The 14,887-nt window shown below is 73.1% G+C and carries 12 protein-coding genes; 3 read left to right on the forward strand and 9 right to left on the reverse strand.

From position 1 onward, the window contains the following. Positions 1-84: 84 nt before the first annotated feature. The 6 genes from ACH4K4_RS18055 to ACH4K4_RS18080 all read right to left on the reverse strand — a co-directional run bounded on the left by ACH4K4_RS18055 (position 85) and on the right by ACH4K4_RS18080 (position 5,628). A complete protein-coding gene (locus tag ACH4K4_RS18055; RefSeq protein ID WP_398168306.1) occupies positions 85-1,737 on the reverse strand; it encodes a hypothetical protein in 1,653 nt (550 codons plus the stop codon). Continuing rightward, on the reverse strand, positions 1,734-2,351 hold the full coding sequence (locus ACH4K4_RS18060; protein ID WP_398168307.1) for a sigma-70 family RNA polymerase sigma factor: 618 nt from the start codon (positions 2,349-2,351) through the stop codon (positions 1,734-1,736). The genes ACH4K4_RS18055 and ACH4K4_RS18060 overlap by 4 nt, the downstream gene beginning before the upstream one ends. Positions 2,352-2,593: 242 nt before the next feature. After that, the gene (locus tag ACH4K4_RS18065) at positions 2,594-3,289 is read right to left on the reverse strand and encodes an alpha/beta fold hydrolase (RefSeq protein WP_398168308.1); all 696 of its coding nucleotides are present in this window, start codon (positions 3,287-3,289) and stop codon (positions 2,594-2,596) included. Between the two features lie 96 nt (positions 3,290-3,385). Further along, on the reverse strand, positions 3,386-4,147 hold the full coding sequence (locus ACH4K4_RS18070) for an MBL fold metallo-hydrolase (protein ID WP_398168310.1): 762 nt from the start codon (positions 4,145-4,147) through the stop codon (positions 3,386-3,388). A 91-nt stretch (positions 4,148-4,238) separates the two neighbouring features. Beyond that, positions 4,239-5,360, reverse strand: coding sequence for a hypothetical protein (locus ACH4K4_RS18075; RefSeq protein WP_398168311.1), 1,122 nt, complete (start codon positions 5,358-5,360; stop codon positions 4,239-4,241). Between the two features lie 7 nt (positions 5,361-5,367). Next, complete coding sequence (locus ACH4K4_RS18080; protein ID WP_398168313.1) at positions 5,368-5,628, reverse strand: hypothetical protein; 261 nt, start codon at positions 5,626-5,628, stop codon at positions 5,368-5,370. Positions 5,629-5,771: 143 nt separating this feature from the next. Between ACH4K4_RS18080 and ACH4K4_RS18085 the strand changes: the two genes are divergently transcribed. Next, the gene (locus ACH4K4_RS18085; RefSeq protein WP_398168314.1) at positions 5,772-6,239 is read left to right on the forward strand and encodes a PPOX class F420-dependent oxidoreductase; all 468 of its coding nucleotides are present in this window, start codon (positions 5,772-5,774) and stop codon (positions 6,237-6,239) included. A gap of 22 nt (positions 6,240-6,261) precedes the next feature. Here ACH4K4_RS18085 and ACH4K4_RS18090 read toward each other — a convergent pair whose 3' ends face one another. Next, entirely contained in the window at positions 6,262-6,990 is a 729-nt protein-coding gene (locus ACH4K4_RS18090; RefSeq protein WP_398168315.1) for an SDR family NAD(P)-dependent oxidoreductase, read from the reverse strand. Between the two features lie 69 nt (positions 6,991-7,059). Between ACH4K4_RS18090 and ACH4K4_RS18095 the strand changes: the two genes are divergently transcribed. Further along, positions 7,060-7,599 (forward strand): MarR family winged helix-turn-helix transcriptional regulator, encoded by a 540-nt coding sequence (locus tag ACH4K4_RS18095; protein WP_398168317.1) that lies wholly within the window; start codon positions 7,060-7,062, stop codon positions 7,597-7,599. 126 nt (positions 7,600-7,725) lie between these two features. After that, complete coding sequence (locus ACH4K4_RS18100) at positions 7,726-8,640, forward strand: serine hydrolase (RefSeq protein WP_398168319.1); 915 nt, start codon at positions 7,726-7,728, stop codon at positions 8,638-8,640. Between the two features lie 104 nt (positions 8,641-8,744). Here the strand turns inward: ACH4K4_RS18100 and ACH4K4_RS18105 are convergent, their stop codons facing one another. After that, positions 8,745-10,205, reverse strand: a complete 1,461-nt coding sequence (locus ACH4K4_RS18105; protein ID WP_398168321.1) for a glutamate synthase subunit beta — start codon at positions 10,203-10,205, stop codon at positions 8,745-8,747. Beyond that, entirely contained in the window at positions 10,198-14,829 is a 4,632-nt protein-coding gene (gltB, locus tag ACH4K4_RS18110; protein WP_398168322.1) for a glutamate synthase large subunit, read from the reverse strand. The genes ACH4K4_RS18105 and gltB overlap by 8 nt, the downstream gene beginning before the upstream one ends. Positions 14,830-14,887: the final 58 nt, after the last annotated feature.

Here is a 14,887-nt window from a genome sequence, read left to right on the forward strand (position 1 = left end):
GCCGCTCGGGGGCGGTGTGCGGGGAGCCGGGCCGGGCCGGAGCGGAGGCTTCCGGGGCGGCCGGCGCGAGGGTGACGAAGAGTCTCACGGGTTACGAGGAGTCCGTTCCTGGGGGTCGCCGGGGTCGGCGGGGTCGGAGTCGGCGTCGGAGCGGTTCGAGGCGGCGGACACCCCGGCGAGGCCGGGTGCGGCGGCGGGCCGGGGCTCGGCGAGGTCCGGTTCCGCGAAGTCGGCACCGGCCGGGGAGCCGGCTTCGGCGGTACGGCCGGTGCCGTCCTCGGCCTGCGCCGGGCGCTCCCCGGTGTGCGCGGCGAACGTGTGCTCGGGCGCGTCGGTGCGCTGCGCCGGAGTGGGCACGGACGCGGTCGCGGCGGGGGCCGCCGGGGCCGGTGTGCCCGGCTCGGGCTCGGCGAAGTCGGCGTCGAAGCCGGTGTCGAAGCCGGCTTCGCGGGCGACGGCGGGCGGCTCGGGCCGGGAGACGGCCGCTGCCGGTCCGGGCGCCGGCGCACCGCGGTCCGGGACGGGCGCGGGCTCGGGCTCGGGCGCGGGCCTGGGTTCGGGCTCGGGCTTGCGGAACTCCGGCTTCTGCGGGGCGGTTTCCCGTACGGGCCCGGCCGGGACGCCGGGGCCGTCATCCGTGCCCGTTCCCGTGCCGGCGTCCGGCAGCACGGAGTACGGCGCGGGGAGCCCCCGCCGTACCGCGCGGGCCACGGAGCGGCCGAGTGCGGGCGACTCCACGTCCACCTGCGGCCCGGGGCCGAGCAGCCTGCCGTCCGTCTCGGCGTGCAGGACCCAGCAGGCGCCGGGCAGCCGGCCGCCGGCCAGCACGCGGGCCTGTCCCCTGGCGCACAGCTCCGCGAGCCGCGCCGCCTGTGCGGGGGTGGGCGCCCAGCAGACGATCACCGGCACCGCCTCGGCCGCGGCCTCCGGTCCCGCCGCCGCCAGCTCCGCGAGGACGTCGTCCAGCGGACGCCCGGGGAAGCGCGGATGCACACCGGACGCGACCACGACGGGCGGCCCGTCCGGCATCCGGTCCACCTGAGCGGCCAGCGCCTGGAGCACGCTGCGGGACACCCGCGCGTCTCCCTCGACGGCGAGCGCGGCGGGGCCGCGCAGCCAGTCCACGACGACGACGCCCGGCGCCTTGCGGTCCACGCCCAGGACGAGCGGCAGCCGTACGGGACGGCCGGGACCCGTGCGGTCCCGCACCGCGCCGGCCGGCGCCGCCCAGGTCCACTCACCCGGCTCGTCCGCCGCGTCCGCCCAGGGCAGGACCGGGCCGGCGGAACCGGCCGGGTCGCGGCCCGCGACGACGACACGGACGCGGTCCCCCGCCTGCGTCAGCTGGGCCGCCGGCGCGTGGCAGCCGTCGCCCGCTGCCGCGTCCGCGCGGTCCAGGGCCGTCCGCAGGAGATCGTGGGCGGCCGGGTCGGCGAAGTACGCGGCCAGGATGCGGGCACAGCGGCGGTGCCGCAGGTAGGCACGCAGCGGCGCGGTGAACGCCCGTGCCGTCATCCGGGTCTCCCACGCGATGCGGCGGCAGGTACGGCGGAAGCCGCCCAGCTTGCGCACGGTCCGGGCGAGCAGCCAGACGAGCAGGACGAGGGCGGCGAGGAAGCCGGCGAGGATCAGCCAGGAGTTGCGGTCCGGCATGCCGAGGGCCAGCGGCACCGGGGACTGCGCCGGTGCCGCCACGGCCGCCGTCCCCCACGGTGCGGCGTGGCCGGTGGCGCTCACGCACACTCCCGCGCGGCGAGCGCGGCGGCCCGCCGCAGGTGGTGCATCGCATGGTGCAGCCGGGACTTCACCGTGCCGGGCGGGATGCCCAGGGCGTGCGCCGTATCGGGGCCGGAACAGCCGAGCAGGTATGTGTACACCAGAACCTCTCGATGGGGACGGGACAGTTGGGCGAGCAGCTCGACGACGTGCGTCCGCTCCACGACGCGCGCGACCTCGTCCGCCGGGCCGGCCGTCTCCGGTGGCAGCCCGGTCGGCACCGCCGGCCGGGAGCTGTCGCGCCGGCTCCAGTCGATCACGACGTTGCGGGCGACCCGGAACAGCCAGGGCAGGCCCGGCTCCCACCCCGCCTCGCGCCGGGCCCCGCGGACGTGGGAGACGTCGCTTTCCAGCCAGGCGCGCAACAGCGTTTCCTGGACGACGTCCTCCGCGCGCTGCGGGTCGGCGGGCAGCAGGCCGGTGACGTACCGTAACAGCGGTTGACGGTACGTCAGGACCAGGGCGGTGATGCGCTCCTCGGCGAACGGGCGGGCGGGCGGCGGGGGGACCGGCGCGGGGCACCCAGGACCGGCGGCGGCGGCAAAGCCCCGGGCCGATATCGCCGGTTCGCTCATCGATGTGCTGCCTCAGGGGATTTCGGGGGGTACCGGTCCGTGCGCCGACCGGGACGGGTGGTTGGCACAACCACGCACCACACCCTAATCAGCGGCCGCCGAACGCGGCAAAAGCCCCCGGGGGAAACCGGCACCCCACCGCCACATCCGGCCACCCCACGGTGGTGCAACTTTGAACATTCAGCGGCAATTCCGGCAGTCGACGAAAAGAACGGCAGGCGACGGACCCGTCCGGCGGCCGGCTACAGCCACCCCTCCAGCGACTTCATGAAGCCGTCGAAGTCGTCCCGGTGAATGGTGTGCCCGGCACCCTCCACCGTGCGGACCTCGAAACCGCGCGCCGCCACCCGCTCCTTGTCCGCCTCCGTGAACAAGAACCCCTCCCCCGCCACCTGCACCAGGGACGGGACGACCGGGCGCTCCGGTATGCGCTCCTTGAGGTCCTTGCCGGAGAGGGCCAGCGCGGTGTCCGGATCCCACTCCTGAATCGTCGCCATTTCCAGGTCTATGTCGGCTTCCTCCCAGCGCGGGTTGAAACCCCTGATCATCTGCCGGGTCACGCGCTTGAACTCGACGAACAGCGCGGGGTCCATCGGCCGCCCGGCGTTGCCGAGGGTCCACGCCGGGTCCGAGTAGACGGCGCGCCGCGGGCGCAGCCGCTCCGCCGCCAAGGACAGCGCCATCGCGCCCAGCGAGTGCCCCAGCGCCAGTTCCACGTCCGCCGGCAGGGTCTCCACCAGGTCGTCGGCGAAGACCGTGTCCCGGTACGGGCCGCGCGGGCTCGCCCCGTGGCCGCGCAGGTCGACGGCGATCACGCGGTAGCCGCGCTCGGCCAGCGCCGGGCCCACCCGGCGCCAGGTGCGGTGGTCCGACATGATCCCGTGGACCAGGACCGCGACCCGGTCGCCGGTCCCCCACTCGTGGGTGTGCAGCTGCATGGCGAAGCCTTTCTGTTCCGTTCCGCGCCGGACTCGGGCACCGGACCGGACCCCATTGTCGCCACATGGACGAACGGCCCGGTCGCCCCTGGCGCTTCACAGCCAGTCGGCCTCCGGCGTGGCCGCCGCCAGGGCCCGTGCCGCGCCCGTACGGACCGGCGCGCCGTGCGGCACGCACAGCGTGTCCACGTCCGGCAGCGCGGCCAGCCGCCGGAAGGAGGCGATGGCCACGGCCCGGTCGACGTTGAAGGGGCCGAGGACGATCCGGCCGTCCGGCCCCGCACCGATGTTGTCGCCGGGGAACAGCACGCCGTTGGCGGGCAGGTGCAGGGCGATGCTGCCCGGGGTGTGGCCGGGGACGTGGAGCACGCGTGCGGGACCTGGCCAGTCGTCGAGGATGTCGCCCTCGTGGAGTTCGGTGTCCACCTCCACGTGCCGCAACGGCGGGGTGCCCGCCTCCGCTATGCCCGCCATGACCCGCTCGTACAGGGCCTGTTCGGCAGGGGTGGGCACCGGCCGCGGCTCCGGCGCGCTGCCGCGGATGTACGGGGCGTCGGCGGCGCCCGCCAGGACGCGGGCACCGGTGGCGGCCACCAGGTCGGCGGCCGAGCCCATGTGGTCGATGTGCGAGTGCGTCAGCACGATCTGCCGCAGCGCGCCGGGACCGCCGCCGAGCCGTGCCAGCGCGTCCAGGATCACGGGCGCCGAGCCCGGGAGGCCGGTGTCGACGGCCGCGTAGCCGCCGCCGGACAGGCCGACAAGGTAGACGTGCCCCACCGGGAACGGCAGGTGCCAGACGTCGGCAGCGATCGGTACGGGTCCGGAGTGCGCCTGTCCGGCGGCAGAGGAATCGTTCATGCCACGGACGCTAGCGGGCGGCCACCGTCAGGCCATCCGCTTTGCGCCCGGGGCGGATTGAGCGGACGGCGAACGCCCGGCCGCCTTCGCGCTACCCCTCCCCCTGTCTCTGCTCCTGCCCCTGGAAGGCCGGCAGTGCGAAGACGCGTTCCTTGGCGGGCTCGTCCATGAGTTCCACCAGCGGCAGTACCGCGTCCCACAGGTCCTGCTTCTCGACCTCCAGCACCATCGCGTCCAGGTCAGCGTCCGGCAGCGCGCCGGCCGCGTCCGCCACGGCCTCGCGCGACTCCGGCGGCAACGCGTCCACCAGCGGCAGGAATTCCGCCCACAGCCCGGTCGCCACGACCGCCCGTACGACGTCGCCGAGCACCCGCGCGTCCCGCAGCGACGGCAGGGCGGCGACCGCGCGCCGGTCCTCCTCGGAGAGCAGGGCCACCAGCGGCAGCAGCGCCTCCCACAGCTCCTGTTCGTGCGCGGTGCGCACCAGTTCGTCCAGCCGCCGCGGGTCCTGGCGGGCGGCGAGGGCGGCGATTTCCGCCCGCCGTCCGGGGCCGGCCAGCGCGGCCACGGCCAGCGCCTCGGGCCACAGGCCGTCCCCGGCCGCGGCCACCACCGAGGTGAGCCGTTCCTCGCCCATCAGCCCCAGGATGGCGTCGAGGCGCTCCGGCAGGTCGATGAAGAACCCGACGCGCAGCACCACGCGGTCGTCGACGAGCTGCAGGATCCGTTCCAGGGCCCGGTCGCGCAGGTGGCCGACGAAGCGGCCCATCGTGAGGTGGTCGCCGCGTTCGGCGAGGGCGACGGCGATGCGGACGACGAGGTCCTCGTCCAGCCGGTCGACGACACCGGCGATACGGCGCGGGTCCAGGTGGCCGCAGGACTCGGCCGTGAAGGCGACGGGCAGCTTCTCGATGATGTCGGCGGCGCGCCCGGCCTCCAGCCGCCCGGCCACGGAGGCCGCAAGCCGCGGCCCGAGCGCCTTCTGCGAGATGGCGGCGGCGACTCCGGCCGGTACCAGCTTGGTGGCGGCGGCGATGCGGTCCAGCATGTCCGGCGCGTGGTCGAAGAGCGCGTCCACGGTGCGGGCGCGCAGTTGCCGTACGCCCTCCGCCGGGAGCGCGTGCAGGAACTCCAGCCGCTCCGGCGGCACGTCGAGCAGCTGCGCGATCTTCTGTGCTTCGGCCCGGTTGCCGAGCGCTTTCACGGTGATCACCGTCCCGTCAGCGGAAGAGGATGCGGCGGACGGGGCCGCGGGCGAGGGCGGGCACCAGCTTGAGGGCCTCTTCGGCCGCGTCGTTCAGGCCTGCGGCCTCGCTCTCCCGGCGGCCGCGCACCGCGTTCGCCAGGAAGGCGAGGTCGTCGGGCGAGGCGGCGGCGAGGCCGGGCGGCGCCGGGGTGCCGAGCGCCTGCGCCAGCTCTGCCAGGGCGGCGGAGGTGCCGCCCGCTCCGGTCCGTGCGTCTGTACCTGAACCTGTACCCACCAGTCCTCCCGGGGTGCGGCTACGACGGCTGCCCAGCAGCGTCGTTCTGCTTTGACTTTTAGTCAATAGCGCGGACCGCCCGGAACGTTCCCCCTCGGAACGTCACCTGCCGGGAGCGCGCTCCACCGCCTAGGCTCAGCCGCATGAGCCCTTCCGTCGCCTCCCGCACCCGCGTGGAACTGCCCGGCCTGCTGGAGTTCGTACGTCCCCGGCACCGCGCCGTCCTACTCACCCGCCGCTCCGACGGCACCCCGCAGGCCTCGCCGCTGACCTGCGGCGTCGACAGCGAGGGGCGCCTGGTGATGTCGACCTACCCGGAGCGCGCCAAGGTGCGCAACGCCCGCCGGGCGCCGTCGGTGAGCGTGCTCGTGCTGTCCGACGAGTGGGACGGCCCCTGGGTGCAGATCGACGGCGAGGCCGAGATCCTGGACGCGCCGGACTCGGTCGAGCCGCTCGTCGAGTACTACCGCGTCATCGCGGGCGAGCACCCGGACTGGGACGAGTACCGCGCCGCGATGCTCAAGCAGGGCAAGTCGCTGATCCGGGTCTCGCCGCTGCGCTGGGGACCGATCGCCACGGGCGGCTTCCCCGCCCGCCTCGTCGAGGACTGAGGCCGCCCGGCACGGTGCCCGCTCAACGCGTCTTGTACGCGCCTCCGTTGACCTCCAGCACCTGCCCGGTGATGTGCCGCGCGCCCTCGGACGCCAGGAACACCACCGCCGCCGCGATGTCGTCCGGCCGCCCCGCCCGCCCCGTGGCGGTGGCGTCCACCAGCCCCGCGCGCCGCTCGTCGGAGAGCCGGTCACGGAAGAACTCGGTGTCCTCGACGTAGCCGGGCGAGACGACGTTGGCGGTGATGCCGCGCGGGCCGAGCACGTCGGCCAGGTCGAGGTTCCAGGTGCCGAGCCCGGCCTTGGCGGCGCCGTAGGCGCCCAGCGAGCCCGCGCCCCTGGCCGCGGCGATCGAGCCGATGTGCACGACGGCGCCGCCCGGGGCGAGCCGGTCCTCGACGGCCTTGGTGGTGAGGGCCGCGGTGAGCAGGTTGGCGTCGAGGTTGGCCCGGAAGGCGGCCGCGTACGAGGCGAGGCCGCCGTCGGGCGCGGCGTCCAGGTCGGTGTTGCCGCCGGCGTTGTTGACCAGGACGTCGACCGAGGCGGGCAGTTCGGCCAGCAGGCGGTCCAGCGCGGCGGGGTCGGTGTGGTCGCAGACGACCGCGCGGGCGCCGGTCTCCTCGGCGGCCTTCTCCAGGGGCGCGGGGCGGCGGCCGGTGACGGTGACCGCGTCGCCCTGTGCGGCGAAGCGGCGGGCGACGGCCAGGCCGATACCGGTGGCGCCGCCGGTGACCAGGATGGTGCGTGACATAAGGTAGCTCCCGACGTCAGTCGTTCAGGCCTAAATTTAGGCCTGAACATAACATTCGCAGGAGGGCCCATGGCAAGGGCGGACGCCCCGTACCCCGTCCAGGAGATCGCCGACGCCTGGGAGCGCGAGCGCCCCGGCACCCCGGTCTCCTCCATCGGGATCGTCACGCCCCTCTGGCAGCTGGCCAAGCTGCTGGGCGACGACCGGCGCCGGGTGCTGGCCCGCGCCGGGGTGGACACCGCCACCCTCGACCTGCTGAGCGTGCTGCGCCGCGCCGGGGACCCGTACACCCTCAGCACCCGCGAACTGGCGGCCCGCTCCATGGTGACGGCCGGCGCGATCTCGCAGCGCGTCGCACGCGCCGAGCGGGAGGGCCTGGTCGCACGCCGCACGGGCCGGGGCCGCCCCCGCACGGTGTGGGTGGAGCTGACCCCGGCCGGCCACGCGCTGGTCGAGGAGACCGTGGACCAGGTGCTGAACCGGGAAGCGGAACTGGTCGGCGGCCTGACGCCGGACCAGCAGGAACAGCTCGCGGGCCTGTTGAAGGTCCTGCTCCAGGACGTACAGTCGCGACTCGGCGACGACCGGATCACGCAGGTGGGCGAGTAGGACCTGAACCTCACCGGGCGGGTTCCGGCTTGCCGGCGATCACGACGATCACGATCTGAGAGGCAGAGAATCACCTTGCGCCCACACATACTCATGTCAGGTCCCGGTCAGCGGCGTCTCTCGGTGGTGACGGTTGCCACCGCCGCGCTGTCCTCGCTCCTCGCGGCCGCGGCTCCGGCGGCCACCGCGTCGCAAGCGCCCCGGACGGCTCCCCAGGTGACCTGCACGTCCGCCGACGACGGGCTCGCCGACCGGCTTGCCGAAGATCTCGGCAAGGTGGTGAAGTCGCACGCTTCCGCTGGGCGCGTGTCGTTCGCCCTGTACGACCGGAAGAGCAAAACCGGCTGCGCGTACGACGCGAAGCGGCAATACGATTCGGCGAGTGTCGTCAAGGTCGTGGTGCTGGGCGCGCTCCTGCGGCAGGCCCAGGACGAGGACCGGCAGCTGACCGAGGACGAGAAGAAGCTCGCGGCAGCAATGATCACGGAGTCGGACAACGGCGCCACCACCACCCTGTGGAAGCGGATCGGCCTCGCGAGGATAAACGTTTTTCTTCAGCTCGCCGGAATGCACGACACCGTGCCCGACACGGAGGGTTACTGGGGACTGACCCAGATCAACGCCGCCGACCAGCTCACCCTGCTGGGGCTCCTCACCTCCGAGAACCCCGTGCTCGGCGGCGCCTCCCGCGCCTACGCCGTGGACCTCATGAGCCGGGTGGTGCCCGAGCAGCGCTGGGGCGTGCCCGCCGGCGCACCGGCAGGGGCGCAGGTGCAGGTGAAGAACGGATGGCTGCAACGGACGGGCGGCGGCTGGCGGGTGCACAGCGTCGGCGCGTTCACCGGCGGGGGCCACGACTACGCGCTCGCCGTCCTGACCGCGGATCACCCGACCATGGACGCGGGCGTCGGAGCGATCGAGGACCTGGCCCGCACCGTGCACAGGGACCTCAACGGGACGGCGCGCCCGGTCCGGGAGGCACGCGCCAGGGCTCTCCCCCACACCTCGGACGGCTCGCTGGTCCCCGGGGCCGGGCGGTGATCCGGTACGCATAGGTTGCGGCGCCTGCCCTCCGGTCGGGGAGGGAGGCAGGCGCCGCTGGTGTTCCGCACGTCGTTGTGCGGGACATCTGTGAGCCGGGGCCGCTACACGGTCAGTGCGCGGTCCGTCGGCTTGATGGGCGCGGGCAGCGCGCTGGCGCCCGCGAGGTAGCGGTCCACACCACGTGCTGCGGAGCGGCCCTCGGCGATGGCCCACACGATCAGCGACTGGCCGCGGCCCGCGTCACCCGCAACGTACACGCCCGGGACGTTGGTCGCGAAGTCGGCGTCGCGGGCGATGTTGCCGCGCGCGTCCAGCTCCAGTCCGAACTGTGAGACGAGGCCGTTGTCCTGGTCGGTGCCGGTGAAGCCCATGGCCAGGGTGACCAGCTGCGCGGGGATCCTGCGCTCGGTGCCCGGCTTCGGCTCCGGCCTGCCGTCCTTGAACTCCACCTCGACCAGGTGCAGCCACTGGACGTTGCCGTCCTCGTCGCCCTCGAAGTGGGTGGTGGAGACGGAGTACAGCCGCTCGCCGCCCTCCTCGTGCGCGGAGGTGACCTTGTAGAGCATCGGGAAGGTCGGCCACGGCTGGTCCGGGTTCCGCTCGTCACCGGGCTTGCCCATGATCTCCAGCTGGGTGACGGACTTCGCGCCCTGGCGGTGCGCCGTGCCGACGCAGTCGGCGCCGGTGTCGCCGCCGCCGATGACCACGACGTGCTTGCCCTCGGCGGTGATCGGGGCGACGGTCAGGTCGCCCTCCTGCACCTTGTTGGCGAGCGGCAGGTACTCCATCGCGAAGTGGACGCCGTTCAGCTCGCGCCCGGGGACCTTCAGGTCGCGGGAGGTGGTGGCGCCGGCGGCGATCACGACGGCGTCGTAGCGCTTGCGCAGCTTGGCGGCGTCGATGTCCCGGCCGATCTCCACCTCCGTACGGAACTTGGTGCCTTCCGCTCGCATCTGCTCGATACGGCGGTTGATGTGGCGCTTTTCCATTTTGAACTCGGGGATGCCGTAGCGGAGCAGTCCCCCGATACGGTCGGCGCGCTCGTAGACGGCGACGGTGTGGCCCGCCCGGGTCAGCTGCTGGGCGGCGGCCAGGCCGGCCGGGCCCGAGCCGATGACGGCGACGGTCTTGCCGGACAGGCGCTCCGGGGGCTGCGGGGTGACGTCCCCGCTGTCCCACGCCTTGTCGATGATGGTGACCTCGACGTTCTTGATGGTCACCGGCGGCTGGTTGATGCCCAGCACGCACGCCGACTCGCACGGCGCGGGACACAGGCGACCGGTGAACTCCGGGAAGTTGTTGGTCGCGTGCAGCCGCTCGCTGGCGGCCGTCCAGTCCTCGCGGTACGCGTAGTCGTTCCACTCGGGGATGAGGTTGCCCAGCGGACAGCCGTTGTGACAGAAGGGGATGCCGCAGTCCATGCAGCGCCCGGCCTGCTTGCTGATGATCGGCAGCAGCGAGCCGGGGACGTAGACCTCGTTCCAGTCCCGGACGCGCTCCTCGACGGGGCGGGTCTTCGCGACCTCGCGGCCGGTGGTCAGGAAGCCCTTGGGGTCAGCCATTGATCGCCGCCTCCATCATCTTCTCGTGGGTCTCGGACTCGGAGAGCCCGGCTCGCTCGGCGGCGTCCTTGGCGGCGAGCACTGCCTGGTAGGTGGCCGGAATGACCTTGCTGAAGCGGGCCAGCGCGGCGTCCCAGTCGGCGAGCAGCTTCGCGGCGACGGTGGAGCCGGTCTCCTCCTGGTGGCGGCGCACGACGTCGTGCAGCCACTGCCGGTCGGTGGCGTCCAGCTCGGTGGACACGGCGGCGGTCAGCTCACCGTTGACGTTGGCCGGGTCCAGGTCGATCACGTACGCGATGCCGCCGGACATGCCGGCCGCGAAGTTGCGCCCGGTCTCGCCCAGGACGACGGCGTGGCCGCCGGTCATGTACTCGCAGCCGTGGTCGCCGACGCCCTCGGACACCACCGTGGCGCCGGAGTTGCGGACGCAGAACCGCTCGCCGACGCGGCCGCGCAGGAACAGTTCGCCACCGGTGGCGCCGTAGGCGAGGGTGTTGCCCGCGATGGTCGAGTACTCGGCCAGGTGGTCGGCGCCGCGGTCCGGGCGGACCACGATCCGGCCGCCCGACAGGCCCTTGCCGACGTAGTCGTTGGCGTCGCCCTCCAGGCGCAGCGTGACGCCGCGCGGCAGGAACGCGCCGAAGGACTGGCCGGCCGACCCGGTGAAGGTGATGTCGATGGTGTCGTCGGGCAGGCCCGCGCCGCCGAACTTCTTGGTCACCTCGTGGCCGAGCATGGTGCCGACGGTCCGGTTGATGTTCCGGATCGCGACCTGCGCCCGTACGGGCTGCGCGGCCTCGGCGGTGTCCGCGGACAGCGCGTCGGCGGACAGCCTGATCAGCTCGTTGTCGAGCGCCTTCTCCAGGCCGTGGTCCTGGACGGTGACCTGGTGGCGTACCGCGCCCTCGGGCAGCTCGGGCACGTGCAGCAGCGGGGCCAGGTCCAGGCCCTGCGCCTTCCAGTGCTTGACGGCCTTGGAGGTGTCGAGCAGACCGGCGTGGCCGATCGCCTCGTCCAGCGAGCGGAAGCCCAGCTCGGCGAGGATCTCGCGGACCTCCTCCGCGATGAACTGGAAGAAGTTGACGACGTATTCGGCCTTGCCGCTGAACCGTTCGCGCAGGGTCGGGTTCTGGGTGGCGATGCCGACCGGGCAGGTGTCCAGGTGGCACACGCGCATCATGACGCATCCGGAGACCACCAGCGGCGCGGTCGCGAAGCCGTACTCCTCGGCACCCAGGAGGGCGGCGATGACCACGTCGCGGCCGGTCTTGAGCTGGCCGTCGGTCTGCACGACGATCCGGTCGCGCAGGCCGTTGAGCAGCAGCGTCTGCTGCGTCTCGGCCAGGCCCAGCTCCCAGGGGCCGCCCGCGTGCTTCAGGGACGTCAGCGGGGAGGCGCCCGTACCGCCGTCGTGGCCGGAGATGAGGACCACGTCCGCGTGCGCCTTGGAGACGCCCGCGGCGACCGTGCCGACGCCGACCTCGGAGACCAGCTTCACGTGGATGCGGGCCTGCGGGTTGGCGTTCTTCAGGTCGTGGATGAGCTGGGCGAGGTCCTCGATGGAGTAGATGTCGTGGTGCGGCGGCGGGGAGATCAGGCCGACGCCGGGCGTCGAGTGCCGGGTCTGGGCGACCCACGGGTAGACCTTGTGGCCGGGCAGCTGGCCGCCCTCGCCGGGCTTGGCGCCCTGCGCCATCTTGATCTGGATGTCGTCGGAGTTGACCAGGTATTCGCTGGTCACGCCGAAGCGGCCGGAGGCCACCTGCTTGATGGCCGAGCGGCGCGCCGGGTCGTACAGGCGCTCCGGGTCCTCGCCGCCCTCACCGGTGTTGGACTTGCCGCCCAGCTGGTTCATGGCGATGGCGAGGGTCTCGTGCGCCTCCTGGGAGATGGAGCCGTACGACATCGCGCCGGTGGAGAAGCGCTTGACGATCTCGGAGGCGGGCTCGACCTCCTCCAGCGGCACCGAGGGGCGGTCCGACTTGAAGGAGAACAGGCCGCGCAGCGTCATCAGGCGCTCGGACTGCTCGTTCACCCGCTCCGTGTACTGCTTGAAGATGTCGTAGCGGCGCGAGCGGGTGGAGTGCTGGAGGCGGAAGACCGTGTCCGGGTCGAACAGGTGCGGCTCGCCCTCGCGGCGCCACTGGTACTCGCCGCCGATGTCCAGCGCGCGGTGGGTGGCGGCGATGCCGGTGGCCGGGTACGCCTTGGCGTGCCGGGCGGCGACCTCCTTGGCGATCACGTCGAGGCCGGCGCCGCCGATCTTCGTGGTGGTGCCGTGGAAGTACGCGTCCACGAAGGACTGGTCCAGGCCGACGGCCTCGAAGACCTGCGCGCCCCGGTACGAGGCGACGGTGGAGATGCCCATCTTGGACATCACCTTCAGGACGCCCTTGCCGAGCGCCTTGATCAGGTTCCTGATCGCGGCCTCGGGGTCGGTGTCCTTCGGCAGGAACGTGCCTGCCCGGACCAGGTCCTCGACGGACTCCATCGCCAGGTACGGGTTGACGGCGGCGGCACCGTACCCGATGAGCAGCGCGACGTGGTGCACCTCGCGCACGTCACCGGCCTCGACGAGCAGGCCGACCTGGGTGCGCTGCTTGGTGCCGATGAGGTGGTGGTGCACCGCGGCGGTCAGCAGCAGGGACGGGATCGGCGCGTGCTCGGCGTCCGAGTGCCGGTCGGAGAGCACGATCAGGCGGGCGCCGTCCTCGATGGCGGCGTCGGCCTCGGCGCAGATGTCCGCGATCCGGGCGGCCAGCGCGTCGCCGCCCCCGGAGACCCGGTACAGGCCGGAGAGGGTGACGGCCTTCATGCCCGGCATGTCGCCGTCGGCGTTGATGTGGACGAGCTTGGCCAGCTCGTCGTTGTCGATCACCGGGAAGGGCAGCATGACACTGCGGCAGGACGCCGCGGTCGGCTCCAGCAGGTTGCCCTGCGGGCCGAGCGAGGAGATCAGCGAAGTGACCAGTTCCTCGCGGATGGCGTCCAGCGGCGGGTTGGTGACCTGCGCGAACAGCTGGGTGAAGTAGTCGAACAGCAGCCGCGGGCGCTCGGAGAGGGCGGCGATCGGCGAGTCGGTGCCCATCGAGCCGATGGGTTCGGCGCCTGCCTTGGCCATCGGCGCCAGGATGACGCGCAGTTCCTCCTCGGTGTAGCCGAAGGTCTGCTGGCGGCGGGTGACCGAGGCGTGGGTGTGCACGATGTGCTCCCGCTCGGGCAGGTCGGCCAGCTCGATCAGGCCCGCGTCCAGCCACTCCTGGTACGGGTGCTCGGCGGCGAGCTGCGCCTTGATCTCGTCGTCCTCGATGATGCGGTGCTCGGCGGTGTCCACCAGGAACATCCGGCCGGGCTGCAGGCGGCCCTTGCGCACGACCTTGGCCGGGTCGATGTCCAGGACGCCGACCTCGGAGGAGAGCACCACCAGGCCGTCGTCGGTGACCCAGTAGCGCCCGGGGCGCAGGCCGTTGCGGTCCAGGACCGCGCCGACCTGGGTGCCGTCGGTGAAGGTGACACAGGCCGGGCCGTCCCAGGGCTCCATCATCGTGGAGTGGTACGCGTAGAACGCCCGCCGCGCCGGGTCCATGGAGGTGCTGTTCTCCCACGCCTCCGGGACCATCATCAGCACCGAGTGCGGCAGCGACCGGCCGCCGAGGTGCAGCAGTTCCAGGACCTCGTCGAAGGAGGCGGAGTCGGAGGCGTCCGGCGTGCAGACCGGGAACAGGCGCTCCAGGTTCTCGCTGTTGCCGGTGGCGTCCGCGAAGAGCTTGCTGGCGAGCTGCGACTCGCGGGCCCGCATCCAGTTCCGGTTGCCCTGGACGGTGTTGATCTCACCGTTGTGGGCGACGAAGCGGTACGGGTGGGCCAGCGGCCAGCTCGGGAAGGTGTTCGTGGAAAAACGTGAATGGACGAGCGCGATGGCGGTGGCGAAACGGCGGTCGGAAAGGTCCGGGAAGAACGGCTCCAGCTGCCCGGTCGTGAGCATGCCCTTGTAGACGATGGTGCGCGCCGACAGCGAGGGGAAGTAGACCCCCGCCTCGCGCTCGGCGCGCTTGCGCAGCACGAACGCCTTGCGGTCCAGGGCGAGGCCGGTGTCCTTGCCGTGCTTGTCGGCCACGAACAGCTGGGAGAAGGCGGGCATGGTGGCGCGGGCGCCGTTGCCGAGCAGCTGCGGGGCGACGGGGACGACCCGCCAGCCGAGGACGTCCAGGCCCTCTTCGGACGCGATCGTCTCGATCCGCGAGACGGCGGCCGCGGCGTCCTCGGCCACGGACGGCAGGAAGGCGATGCCGACGGCGTACGCGCCGGCCTCGGGCAGGCCGAAGGTGACGCTCTCGCGGAGGAAGGCGTCCGGGACCTGGAGGAGGATGCCGGCGCCGTCGCCGGAGTCCGGCTCGGAGCCGGTCGCGCCGCGGTGCTCAAGGTTGCGCAGGACGGTGAGGGCCCGCTCGACCAGCGCGTGGTCGGCCTCGCCGGTGAGGGTCGCCACGAAGCCGACGCCGCAGGCGTCGTGCTCGTTGCGGGGGTCGTACATCCCCTGCCGGGCGGGGCGCCCGTCCATGGGCGACCAGGGGGCGGCGCTGGCGCTGCCGGTGGTCGCGGAGTGCGTGGACGCGGAACGCATCGGCTCTCCCAACGTCGTCGTGGCATGTGGTGTGCCGAGGGACGACGTTGGCCCTCCG

The sequence above is a fragment of the Streptomyces sp. NPDC017529 genome, assembly GCF_044329785.1.
Taxonomy (GTDB): Bacteria; Actinomycetota; Actinomycetes; order Streptomycetales; family Streptomycetaceae; genus Streptomyces.